The following is a 24,757-nucleotide window of genomic DNA, read 5'->3' on the forward strand; positions in this document are numbered from 1 at the left end:
CGGACTGGCGTACGGGCCGGTGTTCCAGGGGCTGCGTGCCGTCTGGCGCAAGGGTGACGAGGTCTTCGCCGAGGTGGCGCTGCCGGAGGAGTCGCGCGCCGACGCAGTCCGGTTCGCGTTGCATCCCGCACTGCTCGATGCGGCGCTGCACGCCTGGCTGGTGTCCGCCGCCTCGCGTCCGGAGAAGGACGGGAGCAAGGCCGGGATCCGGCTGCCGTTCGTGTGGAGCGGTGTGTCGCTGTACGCCACCGGCGCGACCTCTCTGCGGGTAAGGCTGGCCCGCGCGGGTGCCGATGGGATGTCGGTGCTGGTGGCCGACGCCGCCGGAAGGCTGGTGGCGTCGGCGGATGCGCTGGTCACCCGGCCGGTTTCGGAAGCGCAGCTCGCGTCGTCCGCGGGCGACGACGAGTCGCTGTACCGGGTGGAGTGGATCGCAGGGCCCGCAGCCGCCTCGGCCCCCGCCACCGACCGATGCGCCGTGGCCGGACCGGACCCCTTCGGCCTGGCCAGGGTGTTGGAGGCGGCCGATGGACCGGTGGAGGAACATACCGACCTGGCCGCTCTGGCAGCACACGTACGATCCGGCGCTTCCATGCCGGATCTGGTGTTCGTGACCGTGTCCTCCGGCCCCGGCGAGGACGCAGTCCCGGCGACACACGCCATGGCCCACCGGACCCTGGACATGGCGCGGGCATGGCTGGCGGAGGACGGGTTCGCCTCGGCGCGGCTGGTGTTCGTCACCCGGGGTGCGCTGGCCACCGAGGACGGTGCGGATCCGCGCGACCTGGCCGCGGCTCCGGTCTGGGGGTTGGTGCGGTCGGCGCAGGCCGAGCATCCGGACCGTTTCGTTCTGCTGGACGTGGACGGCGCCGAGGCATCGCTGGGCGTGGTGCACCAGGCGGTGGCGACTGGGGAGCCGCAGCTCGCGGTGCGCGGTGCCGAGGTGCTGGTGCCACGTCTGGCCGCCGGCGCCGCGGGGGGCGTGCTGACGCCACCGGATGGTACGGAGGCGTGGCGGCTGGAGGCGTCGGGAGCGGGCACGCTGGAGGGGCTGACGCTGGCCACGGCCACGGACGCCACCGGGGAACTCGGCGAGCATGAGGTCCGGGTCGCCGTGCGTGCCACGGGCATGAACTTCCGCGATGTCCTCATCTCCCTGGACATGTATCCGGACGAGGCAATGATGGGCGGCGAGGGGGCCGGTGTGGTCGTGGCCACCGGCCCCGGTGTGACCTCCCTCGCCGTCGGCGACCGCGTGATGGGGCTGTGGTCCGGTGGCTTCGGACCGTTGGCCGTGGTGGACCACCGGACCCTGGTGCGGATGCCGGATGGCTGGTCTTTCACCGAGGCCGCCTCCGTCCCCGTGGGGTTCGTGACGGCCTTGTACGCGCTGCGGGAGCTGGGGGGCCTGCGGCGTGGTGAGTCGCTGTTGGTGCATTCGGCTGCCGGTGGTGTGGGGATGGCCGCGGTGCAGTTGGCGCGGGCCTGGGGTGTGGAGGTGTTCGCGACCGCGAGCGAGTCCAAGTGGGACGTCCTGCGTGGTCTCGGGCTGGATGATGCGCATATCGCGTCGTCGCGGACGCTGGAGTTCGAGGAGCGGTTCAGGGCCGCCTCGGGCGGTCGTGGGGTGGATGTGGTCCTGGACTCCCTGGCGGGTGAGTTCGTGGACGCGTCGCTGCGGCTGCTGGGTGAGGGCGGGCGGTTCATCGAGATGGGCAAGACGGATGTGCGGTCCGCCGAGGAGGTGGCCGCCGCGCATCCGGGTGTGATGTACCGGGCGTTCGACCTGGCCGAGGCGGGCCACGAGCGCATCGGGGAGATGCTCGCGGAGATCGTGGCGCTCTTCGAACGCGGTGGGCTGGAGCCGCTGCCCGCACGGGTGTGGGATGTGCGCAGGGCTCCCGAGGCGTTCCGGTTCATGAGCCAGGCGCGCCATGTGGGCAAGCTGGTGCTGAGCGTTCCGGCCGCGCTGGACCCGGAGGGAACCGTACTGATCACCGGCGCCGGTGGCGTGTTGGGCGGACTGGTGGCCCGGCATCTGGTGGCCGAGCACGGTATACGCCGGTTGCTGCTGGTCAGCCGCCGTGGCCGCGCCGCCGAGAGCCTGACGGGGCTCGAGGCGGAGCTGACGGCCCAGGGGGTCTCGGTCACGGTCGCCGCCTGCGATGTCGCCGACCGCGACGCGCTGGCGGATCTGCTGGCCGACCTGCCCGATGGGCATGGTCTGACCGGTGTGGTGCATGCCGCGGGTCTCCTGGACGACGGCACGGTGACCTCGCTGACCCCGGAGCGGCTGGACGCGGTGTTGCGCGCCAAGGTCGACGGGGCGTGGCATCTGCACGAGCTGACACGCCGTTTCGATGTGGCCATGTTCGCCCTGTTCTCCTCGGCCGCCGGTGTCCTGGGGGCCGCGGGCCAGGCCAACTACGCCGCCGCCAACACGTTCCTGGACGGGCTGGCTCAGCGGCGCCGGGCGATGGGTCTGCCGGGAGTGTCGCTCGCCTGGGGTCTATGGGCCGAGCGCAGCGGGATGACCGGACACCTCGACCAGGCCGACCTCTCCCGTATGACGCGGGGCGGACTGGTGCCGTTCTCTTCCGAGGAGGGACTGCGGCTGTTCGACACGGCGGGTCGGCTGGCCGAGGGTGTGGTGATGCCCGCACGGCTCGACCTCGGCCAGCTGGCGGCCATCGCCGACACCACGCCCGTGCCCCCGTTGCTGAACGGGCTCGTACGACGGCCCGCCCCGTCCCGGCGCGCCTCGGCCCAGGAAGAGCCTGGTGCGCAGGAGGCGTCGCTGGCGCGGCGGCTGGCCGGGCTCGGTCAGGGGGAGCGGCAGCGGACGCTGCTGCGTCTGGTCCAGGAACACGCCGCCACGGTCCTCGGCCATGGGACGGCTTCCGCGGTGGTCACCGATCGCGGCTTCCTGGAGCTGGGCTTCGACTCGCTCACCGCGGTCGAGTTGCGCAACAGGCTGAACGCGGCCACCGGGCTGCGGCTGCCCGCCACCCTCATCTTCGACTATCCGACGCCCGCCGCGCTGGCCGCACACTTGGGTGCGGAGATCGCCCCCGTAGCCGCGGACGACCCGTCGGACGTGGCCGCCGAACTGGACCGGCTGGAAGCCGCGTTGCTCGGCACGGACACCTCAGCCGACGACGCCACTCGCGCGATGGTGGCCGACCAGCTGAAGCCTGAGCTGTCCCGCGGTTACCTCCGGCGGGTGACGGCTGATCTGCATCAGACGCGGCAGCGTCTGCAGGATGTGGAGTCGGCGGCTCGCGAGCCGATCGCGATCGTCGGGATGAGCTGCCGCTTTCCCGGTGGGGTGCGCTCGCCCGAGGAGTTCTGGCGGCTGCTGAGCGGCGCCGAGGACGCCATCACACCGTTCCCCGACGACCGCGGCTGGAACCTCGACTCGCTTTACGACGCGGACCCCGACCAGCCGGGCACCTCCTACGCGCGTGAGGGTGGGTTCCTGCCCGACGTCGGCGACTTCGACGCCGATTTCTTCGGGATCTCGCCGCGTGAGGCGCTGGCGATGGACCCCCAGCAGCGGCTGCTGCTGGAGACCTCGTGGGAGGCCATCGAGCGGGCGGGCCTCGACCCGGCCTCGCTCAAGGGCAGCCGGTCCGGGGTCTTCGTCGGGGCCGTGGCCCCCGACTACGGGCCGCGGGTGCACGAGGCCATCGACGGTGTCGAGGGCCACCTCGTGACCGGCAGCGCCATCAGCGTCGTGTCCGGGCGGGTGGCCTACACGCTGGGCCTGGAGGGTCCGGCGGTCACGGTGGACACCGCGTGTTCCTCGTCGCTGGTCGCCCTGCACCTGGCCGTACAGGCGCTGCGCCAGGGGGAGTGCTCCCTCGCCCTGGCCGGTGGCGTCACCGTCATGGCCACGCCCGGCACCTTCATCGGTTTCAGCCGTCAGCGCGGGCTCGCGTCCGACGGCCGGTGCAAGCCCTTCTCGGCGGCGGCCGACGGTTTCGGGGCCGCCGAGGGCGTGGGGATGCTGTTCCTGGAGCGGCTCTCCGACGCACAGCGCAACGGGCACCCCGTGCTGGCGGTTGTCCGGGGCACGGCGACCAACCAGGACGGCGCGAGCAGCGCGCTCTCCGCCCCCAACGGCCCGTCCCAGCAACGCGTGATCCGCCAGGCGCTGGCCAACGCCGGGCTCACGGCCGGGCAGGTCGACGCCGTCGAGGCACACGGGACGGGGACGAAGCTGGGCGACCCGATCGAGGCACAGGCACTGCTGGCCACCTACGGCCGTGAGCGGGCCACGGATCAGCCGCTGCTGCTGGGGTCGGTCAAGTCGAACATCGGTCATACGCAGGCGGCCGCCGGTGTGGCCGGTGTGATCAAGATGGTGCTGGCGATGCGGCACGGCGTGCTGCCCCGCACCCTGCACATCGACGAGCCGTCCGCACACGTGGACTGGTCGACGGGCACTGTCGAACTCCTCGCCGAGGCCACCGCGTGGCCCGAGGGTGAGGAGCCGCGCCGGGCCGGTGTGTCCTCGTTCGGCATCAGTGGCACCAACGCCCACGCCATCATCGAGCAGGCGCCGTCACCGGCCGCTACCGACGCCGCTTCCGGTGCGGACGTGGCGGAGGAAGCGGCGGTGCCTCGGACTGCGCTCCCGCTCATCCCCTGGCCGCTGTCCAGCAAGTCCGAGGCCGCGCTGCGCGCCCAGGCCAGGCGGCTGCTGGACCACGTTGAGCGGTACCCCGAGATCGCGGCTGAGGACATCGGACTGTCCCTCGCGACCACGCGGACCGCCTTCGAACACCGCGCGGTCGTACTGGCCCCCGACCGCGCGGAGGCCGTACGGATCCTGACCGATCACCTCGCGGGCCGAGGCACCTCCGGGCTGGCCGAAGGTGTGGCCAAGCGCAGCGCCGGGGTCGCCTTCGTCTTTCCCGGTCAGGGGTCGCAGTGGGTGGGGATGGCGGCCGGGCTGCTGGATTCCTCGCCGGTGTTCGCCCGGCGGATCGAGGAGTGCGCGGCGGCTCTGGCGCCGCATGTGGACTGGTCGCTGGTGGATGTGCTCAGCGACCCCGCGGCGCTGGAGCGGGTGGATGTCGTCCAGCCCGCCCTGTTCGCGGTGATGGTGTCGCTGGCGGAGCTGTGGCGCTCCTACGGTGTGGAGCCGGCGGCGGTCATCGGCCACTCCCAGGGTGAGATCGCGGCGGCGTGTGTGGCGGGTGCGTTGTCGCTGGAGGACGCCGCGCGCGTCGTAGCCCTGCGCAGCCAAGCACTGCGGGCGCTGTCCGGGCGCGGTGGCATGGCGTCGGTCTCGCTGCCCGTGGACCGTGTACGGGAGCGGCTCGCGGCGTGGGGTGAGCGGTTGTCGGTGGCGGCGGTGAATGGCCCTTCGGCGGTCGTGGTCTCCGGTGACGCGGACGCGCTGGAGGAGCTGCTGGCGGCGTGCGAGGAGGAGGAGATCCGGGCGCGCCGCGTCCCCGTGGACTACGCCTCGCACTCCGCCCACGTCGAGAGCATCGAGGACGAGATCCGGCGCACCCTCACCGGGATCGCTCCGCGCTCCTCCTCGGTGCCGTTCTACTCCACGGTGACCGGCGGTGTGCTGGACACCACCGAGCTGAACGCCGGCTACTGGTACCGCAATCTGCGTGCGACGGTGCGTTTCGACGAGACCGTACGGGTGCTCCTCGGTGAGGGATTCCAGACGTTCGTGGAGGCCAGCGCGCATCCGGTGCTCACCATGGGCATCGAGCAGACGGCCGAGGACCACGGCACCCCCGTGGCGGCCATCGGCTCGCTGCGCCGCGACGAGGGCGGTCTGGACCGGTTCCTGACCTCCCTGGCCGAGGCCCATGTCGGCGGTATGGCCGTCGACTGGCGGACGGTGTTCGCCGGAACCGGTGCGTACCCCGTCGACCTGCCGACCTACGCCTTTCAGCACCAGCGCTACTGGCTCACCTCGGCCACCACCGCGCGGTCCACCGAGGGAACGTCGGCCGAAGACAGCGCGGACACGCACTTCTGGCAGGCCGTGGAGCGCGAGGACGCCGAGGCAGTGGCCGCCACGCTCCAGGTCGGATCCACCGAGCAGCACGCCTCGTTGGGCACCGTCCTGCCCGCTCTCGCGCAGTGGCGTCGGCAGCGGCGCTCCGAATCGACCGTGGACGAGTGGCGCTACCGCGTGATCTGGCGCCCCAAGAGCGGCACCCCGGCCGCCTCGCTTCCGGGGCCGTGGCTGCTGCTGGCTCCCAGCTCCCGACCCGACGACCCGCTGGTCGCGGCCTCCCGCGAGGCGCTCGCGGCACACGGCGCCGATGTCGTTCTCGTCGAGCTGGGCGCGGACGACGCACACCGTGCCACGGTCGCCGAGCGGTTGCGCGCCGCCACCGCCGACCACCCGCTGGACACGCTGTCCGGCGTGCTGTCACTGCTGCCGCTGGACGAACACCCGTACCCCGACCATCCCGTGGCCACCGGCCTGACCCTGACCCTCGCCCTGATCCAGGCCCTCGACGACCTCGGCGTCCGCGCGCCGCTGTGGTGCGCCACCCAGGGCGCGGTGTCCATCGGCAGCTCCGATCCGCTCACCAGCCCCGCCCAGGCGGCGGTGTGGGGCCTGGGCCGGGTGGCCGGAGTGGAGTACCCGGACAGCTGGGGCGGGCTGATCGACCTGCCGCGCACCATGGATGCCCGGGCCGGGGCCCGGCTCGCCGGAGTGCTCGCGGACGGCGGCCCCGAGGACCAGGTCGCGATCCGCGCCTCGGGCGTGATGCTGCGGCGGCTCGAGCCCGCACCCCTCGGGACCACCCCTGCGCGGCGCGCCTGGAAGCCCCGTGGCACGGTCCTCATCACCGGTGGCACCGGCGCCCTCGGCACCCGTCTGGCCTGGTGGCTGGCGGACAACGGCGCCGAACACCTGGTGCTGACCAGCCGCCGCGGGCTCGCCGCCCCCGGCGCCGAAGACCTGGTCGCGGAACTGGCCGAACAGGGCACCCGGGTCACCGTCGCCGCATGCGATGTGGCGGACCGCGCCGCGCTCCAGCGCGTTCTCGACTCCGTACCCGACGACCGGCCGCTCACCGCCGTCATCCACGCCGCGGCATATATCGACCTGGCCGGGCTGGGCGTGACGACTTCGGCGGAGTTCGCCGAGGTCATGGACGCGAAAGTGGCGGGCGCGGCCCATCTGGACGAGCTGTTGGGCGACACCCCGCTGGACGCGTTCGTGCTGTTCTCCTCGGTGTCCGGGGTGTGGGGTGTGGGCGACCACGGCGCGTACGCCGCCGCCAACGCCTATCTGGACGCGCTCGCCGAGCGGCGGCGGGCGAACGGCCGGACGGCCACCTCGGTGGCCTGGGGAGTGTGGGACGCCACCGGCGACAACATGCCCGAGGCCCTCGACCTGGACCAGTTGCGGCGGCGTGGACTGCGGTTCATGGACCCGGCGCTCGGCATCGCCGCGCTGCGGCAGACACTCGACCACGACCAGACCCATCTGGCCATCGCCGATATCGACTGGGAGAGCTTCATCCCGGTCTTCACCTCCGCCCGCCCCAGCCCACTGCTGGACGAACTGCCCGCGATGCGACGCATCCAGGAGGGGACCGACACCGCCGGAGCGGTCGCGAACGCGTCGGCCGACGCCCCCTCGGGCCTGCGGCAGCGGCTGGCCGGACTGACCCCCACCGAGCGTGAGCACACCGTCCTGGAGCTGGTGCGCGCGAAGGTGGTGGCCGTCCTCGGACACGCCACCTCGGACGCGGTGGACTCCGAGCGCGCGTTCAAGGACCTCGGCTTCGACTCGCTGACGGCCGTCGAACTGCGCAACCGGCTGAACGCGGCCACCGGGCTGCGCCTGCCCGCCACGCTGGCCTTCGACTACCCCAGCACCGCCGTCCTGAGCGAGCACATCCTCACCGAGCTGACGGGGACGACGGCCGACGAGGCGGACACCCCCGCCCTCCCGCAGACGGCGCTACGGGCGGAGATGGCCGGGGCCGCGCCCGTGGACTCCGACGACGACCCCATCGCCATCGTGGCGATGAGCTGCCGTTATCCGGGCGGGGTGTCCTCCCCTGAGGGGCTGTGGCAGCTCATCATGTCCGGCGGTGACGCGATCGGCGGGTTGCCCACCGACCGTGGCTGGGACATCGAGGGCATCTACGACCCGGACCCGGACGCGCCGGGCAAGACGTATGTGCGTGAGGGCGGCTTCCTCTACGGCGCGGGTCACTTCGACGCGTCCTTCTTCGGTATCTCGCCGCGTGAGGCGCTGGCGATGGACCCCCAGCAGCGGCTGCTGCTGGAAACCTCATGGGAAGCCTTCGAGCGTGCCGGTGTGCCCGCGCTCGCACTGCGCGGCAGCCGCACCGGCGTCTTCATCGGATCCAACTACCAGGAGTACGGGCCGCGGGTGCATGAGGCGCCCGAGGGCTCCGAAGGCCACCTGATGACGGGGAGCGCGGCCAGCGTCGTGTCCGGACGCGTCGCGTACGCCTTCGGCTTCGAGGGCCCCGCGGTGACCGTGGACACCGCGTGCTCCTCGTCCCTGGTGGCATTGCACCTGGCGGCGCAGGCGCTGCGGAACGGGGAGTGCTCGCTGGCGCTCGCCGGTGGCGTCGCCGTCATGCCGAACCCCGGTGCCCTCATCGGCTTCAGCCGCCAGCGCGGCCTCGCGCTCGACGGCCGCTGCAAGGCGTTCGCGGGAGCCGCGGACGGCATGGGGCTCGCCGAGGGCGTGGGTGTGCTGCTGCTGGAGCGGCTGTCCGACGCACGGCGGAACGGTCACCGGGTGCTGGCCGTGGTGCGGGGCAGCGCGGTCAACCAGGACGGTGCGTCGAACGGTTTGACGGCGCCGAATGGTCCGTCGCAGCAGCGGGTGATCCGGGCGGCGTTGGAGAGTGCCCGGCTGTCGGCCGCTGAGGTGGACGCGGTCGAGGCACACGGTACGGGCACGAAGCTGGGCGATCCGATTGAGGCGCAGGCGCTGCTCGCGACCTACGGGCGGGAGCGCGGCGCCGAGGACCGGCCGCTGTGGCTGGGGTCGGTGAAGTCGAACATCGGTCATACGCAGGCCGCCGCGGGTGTGGCGGGTGTGATGAAGATGGTGCTGGCCATGCGGCACGGTGTACTGCCGAGGACGCTGCATGTGGATGAGCCGTCGCCGCATGTGGATTGGTCGGCGGGTGCGGTGCAGCTGCTGACGGATGCGGTGGAGTGGCCGGAGACGGATCGTCCGCGGCGTGCCGGTGTGTCGTCGTTCGGTATCAGTGGCACCAATGCGCACGTCATCCTGGAACACCCCGCCGAGGAGCGGCCCGTCGCCGTGCCGGTGACCGACGCGCCTGAGGAGTCGGCGCTGGTGCCGTGGGTGGTGTCGGCGAAGTCCGAGGGTGCGCTGCGGGCGCAGGCGGAGCTTTTGCTGCCTTACGCCCGGGGTGAGGCCGGGGCGGAGGCGTCGCTGGCCGATGTGGCGTTGTCGCTGATTACGACGCGGTCGGTCCTCGATGAGCGGGCGGTGGTGCTGGCGGGCGACAGTGAGGGATTTGCGGCCGGGCTGCGGGCGCTGGTGGATGGCGTACCGGCGGCTGGTGTGGTGCGGGGTTCGGTGGTGCCGGGGAAGCTGGCGGTGCTGTTCTCGGGGCAGGGGAGTCAGCGGGTCGGGATGGGTCGGGAGTTGTATGAGGCGTTCCCGGTCTTCGCGGACGTGTTTGACCAGGTGTGTGCCCTGTTTGACGTGGTGTTGGAGCGTTCGCTGCGGGATGTGGTGTTCGGGGATGTGCCGGGGCTGGATGAGACCGGGTTTGCGCAGTGTGGGTTGTTTGCGGTGGAGGTGGGGCTGTTCCGGTTGGTGGAGTCGTGGGGTGTGCGGCCGGATTTTGTGGCCGGGCATTCGATTGGTGAGCTGGTGGCGGCGCATGTGGCGGGGGTGTTGTCGCTTGCGGACGCGTGTGTGTTGGTGGCGGCTCGTGGGCGGTTGATGCAGGGGTTGCCCTCGGGTGGGGTGATGGTGTCGGTGCGGGCGGCTGAGGCCGACGTACTGCCGCTCCTGGCCGGTCGTGAGGCTGAGGTGAGTGTGGCGGCGGTCAACGGTCCGCGTTCGACCGTGATCTCCGGCGCGGAAGAAGCCGTGGTGGAGATTGCCGGGCTACTGGAGGCCGAGGGCGTCAAGACCAAGCGGCTGCGTGTCTCGCATGCGTTCCACTCGCCGTTGATGGAGCCGATGCTGGCGGAGTTCCGGCAGGTGGCCGAGGGGCTGTCGTACGCGCCTCCGCGTATCCCCGTCGTGTCGAACGTGACGGGTCTGGTGGCGGATGCCGAGGCGCTGTGCTCGGCCGAGTACTGGGTGCGCCACGTCCGCGAGACCGTGCGGTTCGCGGACGGGGTCGAGTGCCTGGCCGGGCAGGGTGTGGTCACCTACCTGGAGTTGGGCCCCGATGGAGTCCTCTCCGGGATGGGGCAGGAGTGCGCGCCGGACGCCGTCTTCGCCCCTGTTCTCCGCAGCGGTTGGGAAGAGACCGCCTCCGTCATGGAGGGGCTGGCCCAGATCCATGTGCGAGGTCGTGCCGTGGACTGGGCCGCCCTGCTCGCACCGACGCACCCCCGGCCCGTCGAGCTGCCCACGTACCCCTTCCAGCGAGAGCACTTCTGGCTGGAATCGTCCGTCACCACGGCTGTGACGGGCTCCACGGACGCGGTGGACGCCGACTTCTGGGACGCGGTGGAGCGCGAGGATCTGTCGGCGCTCACCGACACGCTGGCGGTCGCGGACGAGAACGGCGCCGGTGAATCGCTGGCGGCGGTGTTGCCGGTGCTGTCGTCGTGGCGTCGCCGTGGACGTGAGCGCGCCACGGTGGACGGGTGGCGTTACCGCGTGTCGTGGTCGCCGATGTCCGACGGGGCGGGCACGGTGACGGGTCCTTGGCTGGTGGCGGTCCCCGCGGGGATGGCCACCGACCCGTGGGTGTCGGCGTGTGCGGACGCCCTCGCCGGGCGGGGTGCACAGCCGGTGGTGGTCGAGCTGGAGCCCGAGGACGCCGACCGTGAGGCGGTGGCGGCGCGACTCCGCGAGGCTTTGAGCACGCCCGAAGCGGCCGATGCCGCAGGCGTGTTGTCCCTGCTGGCGCTGGCCGAAGGCCGCCACGGCCAGCATCGGTCGGTGCCCCTGGGCGTGGCATTGACGCTGTCACTGGTGCAGGCTGTGGGCGATGTGGGCCTGGCCGCTCCGGTGTGGTGTGCGACGCGCGGCGCGGTCGCGGTCGCTGGTTCCGAGGGCGTGCGCGCGGTGGAGCAGGCCGCGGTGTGGGGCCTGGGCCGCGTCGCCGGTCTGGAGGTGCCGGAGCGGTGGGGCGGTCTGCTGGATCTTCCCGAGGTGTGGGATGCGCGGGCGGCGGATCGCCTGGTGGACGTGGTGAGCGGCCGAACGGGCGAGAGCGAGGTCGCCGTGCGCGGCTCGGGGGTGTTCGCGCGCCGTATCGTCCGGGCGTCGGCCGGCGGGCATGGTGTGGAGGGTTGGGTGCCGTCGGGGACGGTGTTGGTGACCGGTGGTACGGGTGCGTTGGGTGCTCATGTGGCGCGGTGGCTGGCGCGTTCGGGTGCGGAGCATCTGCTGTTGGTGTCGCGTCGTGGTCCTGGGGCTGAGGGCGTGGATGAGTTGTGTGCCGAGCTCAGGGAGATCGGTACTCGGGTGACGGTTGCGGCGTGTGATGTGGGCGATCGCGAGGCGCTGGCCGGGGTGTTGGCCCGGGTGCCGGAGGAGTTCCCGCTGACGGCTGTGGTGCATGCGGCGGGTGTGCTGGATGACGGTGTGCTGGACGGGCTGTCGGTGGAGCGGTTCGAGGGTGTGTTGCGGGCGAAGTCCGAGGCGGCGTGGCATCTGCACGAGCTGACACGCGAGCTGGAGCTTTCGGCGTTTGTGCTGTTCTCCTCGTTCTCGGGGACGGTGGGTGCGGCTGGGCAGGCGAACTACGCGGCGGCGAACGCGACTTTGGACGCGTTGGCGGAGTGGCGGCGCGGTGCGGGGCTCGCGGCCACCTCGGTGGCCTGGGGCCCGTGGGCCGACAACGGCATGGCCGTCAGCAGCGCCGAGGTCAGCCGCACCATCCGGCGTAATGGCATGACCGCGATGGATCCGCGGCTGGCCCTGGCGGCGCTGAAGCGCGCCGTCACCCACCCGGACGCCGCTCTCGCCGTTGTCGACGCCGACTGGGAGCGTTTCGCCGACACCTTCGAGGCTCGGCGGCTGTCCCGGCTGCTCAGCGGAGTCCCGGAAGCCCGGAAGCTGACCGCGACCGCCCGGCCCGGCGACACCGACCCCGCGCACACCGAGGAGTCCTCGGCACTCGTCCGCCGTCTGGAGACCCTGTCCGAGGCCGAACGGCAGCGCACCCTGCTGGAGCTCGTGCGTGCCCATGTGGCCGCCGTGCTCGGTCACAGCGGTGTGGACGCCATCGGCCCCGGCCGCGCCTTCATGGAGATCGGGTTCGACTCCCTGACCGCGGTGGGCCTGCGCAACCAGCTCAGTGAGGCCACGGGCGTTCAGCTCCCGGCCACCCTGGTCTTCGATTACCCCACACCGACCGCGCTGGCCGGATATCTGCTCACCGAACTGCTCGGCAGCCACGATCAGACGGACGGCGCGACCGCGGACGTGGCCACGACCGCGTCCGCCGCGGCGGATGAGCCGATCGCGATCGTCTCGATGAGCTGCCGCTTCCCCGGCGACGTACGCTCCGCCGACGACCTGTGGCGGCTGCTGGCCGCCGGAGAGGACGCCGTCTCGGCGTTCCCCACGGACCGTGGCTGGGACCTCGAGGGGCTGTACGACACGGATCCGGACGCGCTCGGAAAGAGCTACGTACGCGAGGGTGCGTTCCTCTCCGAGGTGAGCGGCTTCGACGCGTCCTTCTTCGGTATCTCGCCACGTGAGGCGCTGGCGATGGACCCCCAGCAGCGGCTGCTGCTGGAAACGTCGTGGGAGTTGTGGGAACGGGCCGGAATCGACCCGGAAGCGGTGCGCGGCAGCCGTACCGGGGTGTTCATGGGCACCAATGGGCAGGAGTACGTGTCCCTGGTCGACCGGGCTCCGGAGACCACCGAAGGCTATGTGGCCACCGGCAACGCGGCCAGCGTCGTGTCCGGCCGTATCTCGTACACCTTCGGCTTCGAGGGACCTGCGGTGACCGTGGACACCGCCTGTTCGTCGTCCCTGGTGGCGCTGCACCTGGCGGCACAGGCGCTGCGACAGGGCGAGTGCTCCCTCGCGCTCGCCGGTGGCGTCTCGGTGATGGTGTCACCGCGTGGCTTCGTGGAGTTCAGCCGCCAGCGGGGCCTGGCGCCGGACGGCCGGTGCAAGCCGTTCGCGGCGTCCGCCGACGGGACGGCCTGGGGCGAGGGCGTGGGCATGCTGCTGCTGGAGCGGCTGTCGGACGCGCGCCGCAACGGCCATCAGATCCTTGCGGTGGTACGTGGCTCCGCCGTCAACCAGGACGGTGCCAGCAACGGCCTCACCGCGCCCAACGGACCGTCCCAGCAGCGAGTGATCCGCCAGGCGCTGGCCAACGCCGGGCTCCCGGCCGGGCAGGTCGACGTCGTGGAGGCGCACGGTACGGGTACGACGCTGGGCGATCCGATCGAGGCGCAGGCGCTGCTGGCCACGTACGGCCGGGAGCACACCGACGAACAGCCCCTGTGGCTCGGCTCGATCAAGTCCAACATCGGGCATACGCAGGCGGCCGCCGGTGTGGCCGGCCTGATCAAGATGGTGCTGGCCATGCGGCACGGTCTGCTGCCCGGGATGCCCAACGTGGACGAGCCCTCCCCGTACGTGGACTGGTCGCCCGGCACCGTCCAGCTGCTGACCGATGCCACGCCGTGGCCCGAGACCGGCCGGCCGCGGCGGGCGGGAGTGTCCTCCTTCGGCGTCAGCGGCACCAACGCGCACATCATCCTCGAGCAGGCGCCTTCGCCGCGGCCGGTGGCCGAGCGGCCCGCCGTGGACGAGCCCGATGGCGGCCTGGGGCGGCTGCCCGTCACTCCCTGGCCGGTCTCGGGCAAGTCCGAGGCCGCGCTGCGGACACAGGCGGACCGGCTGATGGCGCATGTGCGCGAGCGGGCGGAGCTCTCGGCCGATGACATCGGCCTGTCGTTGGCGACCACGCGCTCGGCGTTCGAGCACCGTGCGGTGGTGCTGGCCGGGGACCGGGACGGTCTGGCCGATGGTGTGGCGGCACTCGCGGAGGGCCGGGAGGCCTCGGGGCTGATCCGGGGCGTGGCCGGTGCTGATGGCCGCGCGGTGTTGGTCTTCCCTGGTCAGGGGTCTCAGTGGGTGGGGATGGCGGCGGGGTTGTTGGAGTCCTCGCCGGTGTTCGCGGAGCGGATCGGGGAGTGTGCGGTGGCGTTGGCGCCGTTCGTGGACTGGTCGCTTGGGGATGTGTTGCGGGGTGGTGAGGGTGCTGCGGAGGCGTTGGAGCGGGTGGATGTGGTGCAGCCCGCTCTGTTCGCGGTGATGGTGTCGTTGGCTGAGTTGTGGCGTTCGTATGGGGTGGAGCCCGCGGCGGTCATCGGTCATTCGCAGGGTGAGATCGCGGCGGCGTGTGTGGCGGGTGCGTTGTCGTTGGATGACGCGGCGCGAGTGGTGGCGTTGCGGAGCAAGGCGCTGCGGGCATTGTCGGGGCGTGGCGGCATGGTGTCGGTGTCGTTGCCGGTGGAGGCCGTGCGGGAGCGGCTGGGCCGGTGGGGTGAGCGGCTGTCGGTGGCGGCGGTGAACGGCCCGTCGGCGGTCGTGGTCTCCGGTGACGCGGACGCGCTGGACGAGTTGCTGGCGGCGTGTGAGGCGGACGAGGTCCGGGCGCGTCGTATCCCCGTCGATTACGCCTCGCACTGTGCTCATGTGGAGGAAATCGAGGGCGAGTTGCTGCGGGCGCTCGCGAGGATCAGCCCTCGACCGTCGTCGGTGCCGTTCTATTCGACGGTGACCGGCGGAGTGCTCGATACGGTCGACCTGGATGCCGCGTACTGGTACCGCAATCTGCGGCAGACCGTGCGCTTCGACGAGACCGTACGCGCCCTGCTGGCCGCTGGCTTCGATACGTTCATCGAGGCCAGCGCCCATCCGGTGCTCATGATGGGCGTGGAGCAGACCGCCGAGGACCACGGGACACGTGTCACCGCCGTCGGGTCCCTGCGCCGTGACGAAGGCGGTCTCGACCGATTCGTCACCTCCCTGGCCGAGGCCTACGTGGGCGGCGCGGCCGTCGACTGGGCGGGGATGTTCGCGGGCACGGGCGCGCGGCGGGTCGATCTGCCGACGTACGCCTTCCAGCACCAGCGCTACTGGGTCGAGCCCTCGGCCGTGGCGGGCGATGTGTCCTCGGCCGGACTGACCTCCGCCGACCATCCCCTGCTCGGCGCGGCGGTCGCGCTGCCCGAGTTCGGCGGGCAGCTGTTCACCGGTCGACTCTCGCTCCGTACACACCCGTGGCTGGCCGACCACACTGTTCACGGCACCGCGCTGCTCCCCGGGTCCGCCCTGGTCGAGTTGGCGCTGCGCGCCGGTGACGCGGTCGGCTGCGGCCACTTGGCGGAGCTGACGCAGGAAACGCCCCTCGCCCTTCCCGACAGCGGCGCCGTCCAGCTGCAACTGACGGTGGGCGGCCCGGACGATTCCGGACGACGCACCGTGAACCTCTACTCGCGCTTCGAGGGCGGGCCCGCCGACCTCCCGTGGACCCACCATGCCACCGGTGTGCTGAGCACGGAGGGGCCCACGGTTCCGGTGGACACAGGGCTCGGCCAGTGGCCGCCGGCGGACGCCCAGCCGATCGACCTCGCCGACCGGTATCCGAGCGCGGCCGCGCTCAGCGGTATCGAATACGGTCCGGCGTTCCACGCCCTGCGCCATGCGTGGCGTCGAGGTGCGGAGATCTTCGCCGAGGTGGCGTTGGCGGAGGACATGCGCTCCGAGGCCGGTCGCTTCGGCCTGCATCCCGTGCTGCTCGACGCGGCCCTGCACGCCGTGACCGATCTGACGGCCGACGACGGCGGCCGCGTCCGGCTCCCGTACCGGTGGACCGGAATGTCCCTGTACGCCACCGGTGCGACGACCCTGCGCGTACGGCTCGCCACGGAACGGCCGGGCGGCGTGGCGATCCTGCTGGCCGACGAATCGGGCCACGCGGTGGCCGATGTCGATGCGGTGGCGACCCGCACCTTCACATCGGAGCAGCTCACCGGGGGCCGGAGGCCCCATGAGTCGCTGTTCCGGGTGGAGTGGATGAGTGTCCCGGCAGGCTCCGCCGGTGTTGAGCCGGACCGCGCCCACTGGCCGATCGTCGGCCCTGACGGCGCCGAACTGCGTACCGCGCTCGAAACGAGCGGTGGCCGGATCGACGAGTACGACGACATGGGCGCGCTGCTCCGGCCCGACGCATCGGCCGGGGCCGTGCCCGAACTTGTCCTCCTGCCGTTCCTCACCGACTCGGCAACCGACTCCGTCGCGGCGGAGGACGACCTGGTGTCCGCGACCCGCCAGGCGACACATCGAGTCCTGGACGCGCTCCAGGTGTGGCTGGCCGAGGAGCGGTGCGCCGAATCGCGACTGGTGGTGGTGACGCGGGGTGCGGTGGCGGCCGTGGCGGGTGAGGATGTGCCGGATGCGGCGGCTGCCGCGGTCTGGGGTCTGGTGCGCTCGGCACAGGCCGAGCATCCGGACCGATTCGTCCTGGTGGATTTGGAGAGCCTGGAGTGGGCCGCTGAGGCGATCGGCGCGGCGGTGGCCACCGGAGAGCCTCAGATCGCCGTGCGTGGGGGCGGTGCGTACGCCCCCAGGCTGACCCGGGCCCTGGTACCCGTGGCACCCCAACGAGACGTGGTGTGGGAGCCCGATGGCTCGGTGCTGATCACGGGCGCCAGTGGTGTGCTGGGCGGTTTGGTGGCGCGCCATGTGGTCGCCCGCCACGGGGTGCGCAGCGTGGTGCTGGTGTCGCGTCGCGGCCGCGACGCGGCGGGTGCGGCGGAACTGGAAGCCGAGCTCGCCGGCATCGGCGCACGCGTGGTGTTCGAGGCGTGCGATGTCGCCGACCGTGAGGGGTTGGCGGGGGTGCTGGCGCGTATTCCGGCGGATCGTCCGTTGCGTGGTGTGGTGCATGCGGCCGGTGTGCTGGATGACGGTGTGGTGGAGTCGTTGACGCCGGAACGTATGGATGCGGTGTTGCGGCCGAAGGTCGATGCGGCGGTGTATCTGGATGAGTTGACGCGGGATCTGGATCTGTCGGCGTTTGTGATGTTCTCGTCGGCCGCTGCGACATTCGGCGCGGCGGGGCAGGGGAACTACGCGGCGGCGAATATGTTCCTGGATGCGCTGGCGGCGCGCCGCCGGGCGCGCGGGCTCGCCGGGGTGTCGTTGGCCTGGGGCTTCTGGGCCGAACGCAGCGATATGACCGGCCACTTGGGCGAGGTCGACATGGCCCGGATGGCCCGGTTCGGGATGACCCCCCTGACCGCCGACGAGGGACTCGCGCTCCTCGACGCGGCACACACGACCGATGACGCCCTGCTGGTGCCGACGCGCATGGACGTCGCGGTGCTCCGCGCACACGCCCGGCCCGGAACCACCCCCGCTCTGCTGCGCCACCTCATCGGCGCCCCGGCCCGGCGGGTGATCGACGCCGCCGCCGACGACCAGGGCGGCGCCACTGTCCTGGTACGCCGTCTCACGAGTATGCCCCGGTCCGAGCGGGAGGACATCCTGCTGGAGCTGGTGACCGATCACGCGGGAGCCGTGCTCGGCCATACGGAGTCGGACGCCATCGCTCCCGACCGTGCGTTCAGCGACATCGGCTTCGACTCGCTCACCGCGGTCGAACTGCGCAACAGCCTCAACGCCGCCACCGGTCTTCGGCTTCCGGCCACGCTGGTCTTCGACTATCCGACACCGACCGCGGTCGCCCGCCACATCCTCAGCGAGGTGATGGGCTCCATACAGGTCGCGGACGAATCCCCGGCCCTCGACCGGCCCGAGGCCACGTCGTCGGTGCGCAAGGCCAGGACCGACGACGAGCCGATCGCCATCGTCGGAATGGGCTGCCGCTTCCCGGGCGGCGTCCGTACGCCCGAAGAGCTGTGGCAACTGCTCATCAGCGGCGGAGACGCGATCTCGGGGCTGCCCGACGATCGTGGCTGGGACCTGGAAGGTCTGTATCACCCGGATCCCGATCACCGGGGCACGGCGTATGCGCGTGAGGGTGGTTTCCTGTACGACGCGGGTGATTTCGATCCGGAGTTCTTCGGGATTTCGCCGCGTGAGGCGTTGGCGATGGATCCGCAGCAGCGGTTGCTGCTGGAGACGTCGTGGGAGGCGCTGGAGCGGGCCGGTATCGACCCGGCGTCGGTGCGCGGCAGCCAGACCGGTGTGTTCTGCGGGCTGACCTACCACGACTACACCGATGCGGTGCAGCAGGCCGGCGAGGCCACCGAGGGCTACCTCATGACGGGCAACGCGGGAAGCGTCGCCTCGGGGCGCATCTCCTACACCTTCGGCTTCGAGGGACCCGCGGTGACCGTGGACACCGCCTGCTCGTCGTCCCTGGTGGCGCTGCACTGGGCCGCCCAGGCGCTGCGGCAGGGCGAGTGCTCGCTGGCCCTCGCGGGCGGCGCCACGGTCATGGCCAGCCCGCTCGCGTTCGTCGAGTTCAGCCGTCAGCGCGGACTGGCCCCGGACGGGCGCTGCAAGCCCTTCGCGGGAGCCGCGGACGGCACCGGCTGGGCCGAGGGCGTCGGGATGCTGCTGCTGGAACGGCTGTCGGACGCACGGCGGAACGGCCACCAGGTGCTCGCGGTGGTGCGGGGCAGCGCCATCAACCAGGACGGCGCGTCGAACGGTTTGACGGCGCCGAATGGTCCGTCGCAGCAGCGGGTGATCCGGGCGGCGTTGGAGAGCGCTCGGCTGTCGGCCGCTGAGGTGGACGCGGTCGAGGCACACGGTACGGGCACGAAGCTGGGCGATCCGATCGAGGCGCAGGCGTTGCTGGCGACGTACGGCCAGGAGCGGGCGGCCGGGGAGCGGCCGCTGTGGCTGGGGGCGATCAAGTCGAACATCGGTCATGCGCAGGCGGCGGCCGGTGTGGCGGGTGTGATGAAGATGGTGCTGGCGATGCGGCACGGCGTGCTGCCGAAGACGTTGCATGTCGATGAGCCGTCGCCGCATGTGGATTGGTCGGCGGGTGCGGTGGAGTTGTTGACGGATGCGGTGGAGTGGCCGGAGACCGGCCGTCCCCGGCGTGCGGGTGTGTCGTCGTTCGGCATCAGTGGCACCAACGCGCACGTCATCCTGGAACACGCCCCCGAGGAGCGGCCCGTCGCCGTGCCGGTGACCGACGCGCCTGAGGAGTCGGCGCTGGTGCCGTGGGTGGTGTCGGCGAAGTCCGAGGGAGCGCTGCGAGCGCAGGCGGAGCGGCTTCTGTCGTACGCGCGCAGTCAGGCCGGGGCGGAGCCGTCGGCGGCCGATGTGGCGTCGTCGCTGGTCACGACGCGTAGCGCGTTTGAGCATCGGGCTGTGGTGCTGGCCGCTGATCGGGCTGGTCTTGTCGATGGCTTGGAGGCGCTGTCGATCGGTGATCCGGCGCCGGGTGTGGTTCAGGGTTCGGCGGTGCCGGGCAAGTTGGCGGTGTTGTTCTCGGGTCAGGGCAGTCAGCGGGTCGGGATGGGCCAGGGGTTGTACGAGGCGTTCCCGGTGTTCGCGGAGGCGTTCGATGAGGTGTGTGCGCGGTTCGATGGGGTGTTGGAGCGTTCGCTGCGGGAGGTGATCCGTGGGGACGCGGCGGCGTTGGATGAGACCGCGTATACGCAGTGTGGGTTGTTTGCGGTGGAGGTGGCGCTGTTCCGGTTGGTGGAGTCGTGGGGTGTGCGACCCGACTTTGTGGCAGGGCATTCGATTGGTGAGCTGGTGGCGGCGCATGTGGCGGGGGTGTTGTCACTGGAAGACGCGTGTGCCTTGGTGGTGGCACGTGGGCGGTTGATGCAGGCGCTGCCGTCGGGTGGGGTGATGGTGTCGGTGCGGGCGGCTGAGGCCGACGTACTGCCGCTACTGGCTGGTCGTGAGGCTGAGGTGAGCGTGGCGGCGGTCAATGGTCCGCGCTCGACCGTGATCTCCGGCGCGGATGAAGCCGTGGTGAAGATTGCCGGGCTGCTGGAGACCGAGGGCATCAAGACCAAGCGGCTGCGGGTTTCCCATGCCTTCCACTCGCCGCTGATGGAGCCGATGCTGGAGGAATTCCGCCAGGTGGCCGAGGGGCTGACGTACGCACCTCCCCGCATCCCCGTCGTGTCGAACGTGACGGGACTGGTGGCGGACGTCGATGCGCTGTGCTCGGCCGAGTACTGGGTACGACACGTCCGCGAGGCCGTGCGGTTCGCGGACGGGGTGCGGAGTCTGGCGGACGCTGGAGCCACCACCTACCTGGAGCTCGGCCCGGACGAGGTGCTGTCCACGATGGGCGAGCAGTGCCTGCCGGAGGAGACAGCAGATGTCGCCGTCTTCCTACCCGCCGCGCGCTCCGGTCGCGACGAGGTCGAGACCGCACTGACGCTCGCCGCCGGGGCGCATGTCCGGGGTGTGTCGGTGGACTGGACGGCCGTGCTCGCGGCCATCGCCGGACGACCGGCGCGGCACGTGGAGTTGCCGACGTACGCCTTCCAACGCACGCGCTACTGGGTTGCGACAGGCGCGGCGCCGGAAACCCACCACGGCACGGCAGACGCCCAACGCGACTCCGCCGACGCCGACTTCTGGGACGCGGTGGAGCGCGAGGACCTGTCGGCGCTGGCGGACACGCTGGCCGTCGAGAGCGAGGCCGTCACGGGTGAGTCGCTCGCGGCGGTGCTGCCGGTCCTGTCGTCGTGGCGGCGTCGTAACCGCGAGCGGTCACAGGTCGACGCGTGGCGCTACCGGATCGCCTGGTCGCCGGTCTCGGAGGTGGCGGCTGCGGCGCTGACGGGATCGTGGCTGGTGGCGGTCCCCGCCGGGCTGACCGACGACGCATGGGTCGCGGACTGCGTGGCCGCTTTGGCCATGCGCGGTGCGCTGCCCGTGGTCGTCGAGATCGAGGATGCCCAAGCCGACCGTGAAGCCGTGGCGGCTCGGCTGCGCGCCGCCCTGGGCGGCGCGGACAGGGCAGCCGACGTCACGGGGGTGCTGTCGCTGCTGGCATTGGCCGAGGGGCGGCACGGCCAGTATGCGTCGGTGCCATCGGGCCTTGCGCTGACCTTGTCCCTGCTTCAGGGGATCGGCGACGCGGGTGTGGGTGGCCGCGTGTGGTGTGTGACGCGGGGCGCGATGGCGACGGGCGGTTCGGAGAGTCCGTTGAGCCTGGAACAGGCGGCCGTGTGGGGGCTGGGCCGGGTCGCCGGACTGGAGGCCCCGGAGCGCTGGGGCGGCCTGGTCGACCTGCCACAGGCGCCGGACAGCCGGGCTCTGGAGCGACTGACCGCCGTCATCGGCGGTGCCACCGGTGAGGACGAGGTGGCGGTGCGGGCGTCGGGTGTGTTCGCTCGCCGTGTGGTCCGTGCGGTGGCGGTGGGTGCCGAGGGCGGGGAGGCGTGGCAGCCGTCGGGGACGGTGTTGGTGACCGGTGGTACGGGCGCGCTGGGTGCCCATGTGGCGCGCTGGCTGGCGCGGGCCGGTGCGGAGCATCTGGTGCTGGTCTCGCGGCGCGGTCCGGCGGCCGAGGGCGTGGACAAGTTGCGGGCGCAGCTGGCCGAATCGGGTGCTCGGGTGACGGTTGCGGCGTGTGATGTGGGTGACCGGGGTGCGCTGGCCGGGGTGTTGGCCCGGGTGCCGGAGGAGTTCCCGCTGACGGCTGTGGTGCATACGGCGGGTGTGCTGGATGACGGTGTGCTGGACGGGCTGTCGGTGGACCGGTTCGAAGGCGTGCTGCGGGCGAAGTCCGAGGCGGCGTGGCATCTGCACGAGCTGACGCGCGAGCTGGACCTTTCGGCGTTCGTGCTGTTCTCCTCGTTCTCCGCGACGGTGGGTGGCGCCGGACAGGGCAACTACGCGGCGGCGAACGCCTTCCTGGACGCGCTCGCCGAACACCGCCGCGCCGAGGGCCTGCCCGCCACCTCCGTGGCCTGGGGGCCGTGGGCCGACGGTGGCATGGCCACCCAGGACGCGGCCATCAGCGGCCGCATGGAGCGGTTCGGCCTGCCCGCGATGGAACCCGAGCTGGCCGTCACCGCGATGGCGCGGGCCGTCAACCAGTCGGATACCTGCCCGGTCATCACCGACATCGACTGGCCGCGCTTCACCGCCGGTGTCGACGGCACCCGGCTCGGCCTCCTTTTCGGCGACATCGCCGAGGTCAGGACTGCACGGCAGGTCGCCGACGCCCATCTGGACGGGCAGGCGGCCGGCACCCACCGGCCGACGCTCGCCACGACACTCGCGGAGCTCCCGGCGGCGGAACGCCAACCCGCCCTGCTCGACCTGGTGCGTACGCATACGGCCGCTGTCCTCGGATACGCCACGCACGAGGGCATCGACGCCGAGCGTGGCTTCTTCGACATGGGGCTTGATTCGCTGACCGCCGTGGAACTGCGCAACCGGCTCAACGCGGCCACCGGGCTGCGGCTGCGGCCGACCGCGCTGTTCGACTACGGATCGGCGTCCGCGCTGGCCCGCCACCTCATGGGGGAGCTGGTCGAGGACGAGGCAGCCCCGGAGAAGTCGCTGCCCGCCGAGATCGACCGACTCGAAACCGTCCTTACGGCCATGCCGCAGGACGACATCACCCGGGCGAAGGCCATCGTCCGGCTCCAGTCGGTGCTGGCCAAGCTGAGCGAACCCGTCGGCGGGGGCGGGAGCGCCGTACGGGACGACAACGTCAACGACGACCTGGAAAGCGCATCGGTGGACGAGCTCTTCGACGTCATCGACCGAGAACTCGGAGACGCCTGACATGAACGAGAATCACCTGGTTTCTTCGAGGGGGCAGGGCCAAGTGTCAAACGAAGAGAAGCTTGTCGAGTACCTCAAGCGCGTCATGGCCGATCTGCGCCAGACGCAGCGGCGTCTCCGCGATGTCGAGGAGAAGTCCCGGGAGCCGATCGCGATCGTGGCGATGAGCTGCCGCTTCCCCGGCGGTGTGCGGTCTCCGGAGGAGCTGTGGGGGCTGCTCGCCCGTGGCGAGGACGCCGTGAGCGCGTTCCCGGAGGACCGCGGCTGGGATCTGGAGGAGCTGTACGACCCGGACCCCGATCGCTCCGGCACCTCGTACGTCAAGGAGGGCGCGTTCCTCTCCGACGCGGGCGCCTTCGATCCCACCTTCTTCGGGATCTCGCCGCGTGAGGCGCTGGCGATGGATCCGCAGCAGCGGCTGCTGCTGGAGACGTCGTGGGAGGCCATGGAGCGGGCCGGTGTCACTCCGGCGTCGTTGCGCGGCAGCAAGGCCGGTGTCTTCGTGGGCACCAACGGTCAGGACTACACCGTCGCGCTGCGGCAGGCCCCGAAGGGCGTCGAGGGCTTCCTGGCCACCAGTGGTGCGGCCAGTGTGATGTCGGGTCGGCTCTCCTACACCTTCGGCTTCGAGGGGCCCGCGGTGACGGTGGACACCGCCTGCTCGTCGTCGCTGGTGGCACTGCATCTCGCGGTGCAGTCCCTGCGGCAGGGGGAGTGCCCGCTCGCCCTCGCCGGAGGCGTGACCGTGATGTCCACGCCCGGCCTCTTCGTGGAGTTCAGCCGTCAGCGGGGTCTTGCCCCGGACGGCCGGTGCAAGGCGTTCGCGGCGGCCGCGGATGGCACGGGCTGGGGCGAGGGTGTGGGCATGCTGCTGTTGGAGCGGCTGTCGGACGCGCGCCGCAACGGCCACCCGGTACTGGCGGTGGTACGCGGCTCCGCCGTCAACCAGGACGGCAGCAGCAGCGGCCTGACCGTGCCCAATGGCATTTCCCAGCAACGCGTCATCCTCCAGGCCCTGGCCAACGCGCGGCTGTCGGCCGCCGAGGTGGACGCGGTCGAGGCACATGGCACGGGTACGACGCTGGGCGATCCGATCGAGGCCCAGGCGCTGCTGGCCACCTACGGGCAGGACCGTGCGGACGGTCGGCCGCTGCTGCTGGGGTCGGTGAAGTCCAACCTCGGCCATACGCAGGCGGCGGCGGGTGTGGCCGGTGTGATGAAGATGGTCCTGGCCATGCAACACGGTGCGCTGCCGAAGACGCTGCACGTCGATGAGCCGACACCGCATGTCGACTGGTCGGCCGGCGCGGTCGAGCTGCTGGCCGAGCAGGTCGCATGGCCGGAGAGCGGCGAACCGCGCCGGGCCGGTGTCTCGGCCTTCGGCGTCAGCGGCACCAACGCCCATGTGGTGCTGGAACAGGCGCCGGTCGGCGATGACGATGACGCGGTGGACGAGGGGGTGAGCGGGGGCGACTCCGCGGTGGTCCCGTGGGTGCTGACGGCCCGCTCCGAGGCGGCGTTGCGGGCGCAGGCGGGTCGGCTGGCGTCGTACGCGGAGGAGCGGGCGGAGCTGTCGGCCGGGGATGTCGGGTGGTCGCTGGCGACGACGCGTACGGTCTTCGAGCATCGTGCGGTGGTGCTGGCCGGGGACCGGGGCGGTTTGGTCGGTGGGGTGGCGGCGCTGGCGGAGGGCCAGGACGTCTCTGGGCTGGTCCGGGGCGTGGCCGGTGGTGATGGTCGTGCGGTGTTGGTGTTTCCGGGGCAGGGGTCGCAGTGGGTGGGGATGGCGGTGGGGTTGTTGGAGTCTTCGCCGGTGTTCGC

At 71.8% G+C, this 24,757-nt stretch carries 2 protein-coding genes (1 of these 2 cut by a window edge); both read left to right on the top strand.

The features are described from left to right. Window positions 1–22,936, top strand: partial view of a type I polyketide synthase gene (locus tag ACFXB5_RS12710; protein ID WP_385206141.1) — the 3' portion only. It extends 14,723 nt beyond the left edge of the window; 22,936 of the gene's 37,659 nt are visible here — the last part of the coding sequence; its start codon lies beyond the left edge, outside the window; its stop codon occupies window positions 22,934–22,936. Between the two features lie 43 nt (window positions 22,937–22,979). After that, window positions 22,980–24,757: type I polyketide synthase (locus ACFXB5_RS12715; protein ID WP_385206144.1), on the top strand; the 1,778-nt coding region annotated here is incomplete at its 3' end.

It is taken from the genome of Streptomyces sp. NPDC059455 (assembly GCF_042750115.1).
GTDB lineage: Bacteria > Actinomycetota > Actinomycetes > Streptomycetales > Streptomycetaceae > Streptomyces > Streptomyces endocoffeicus.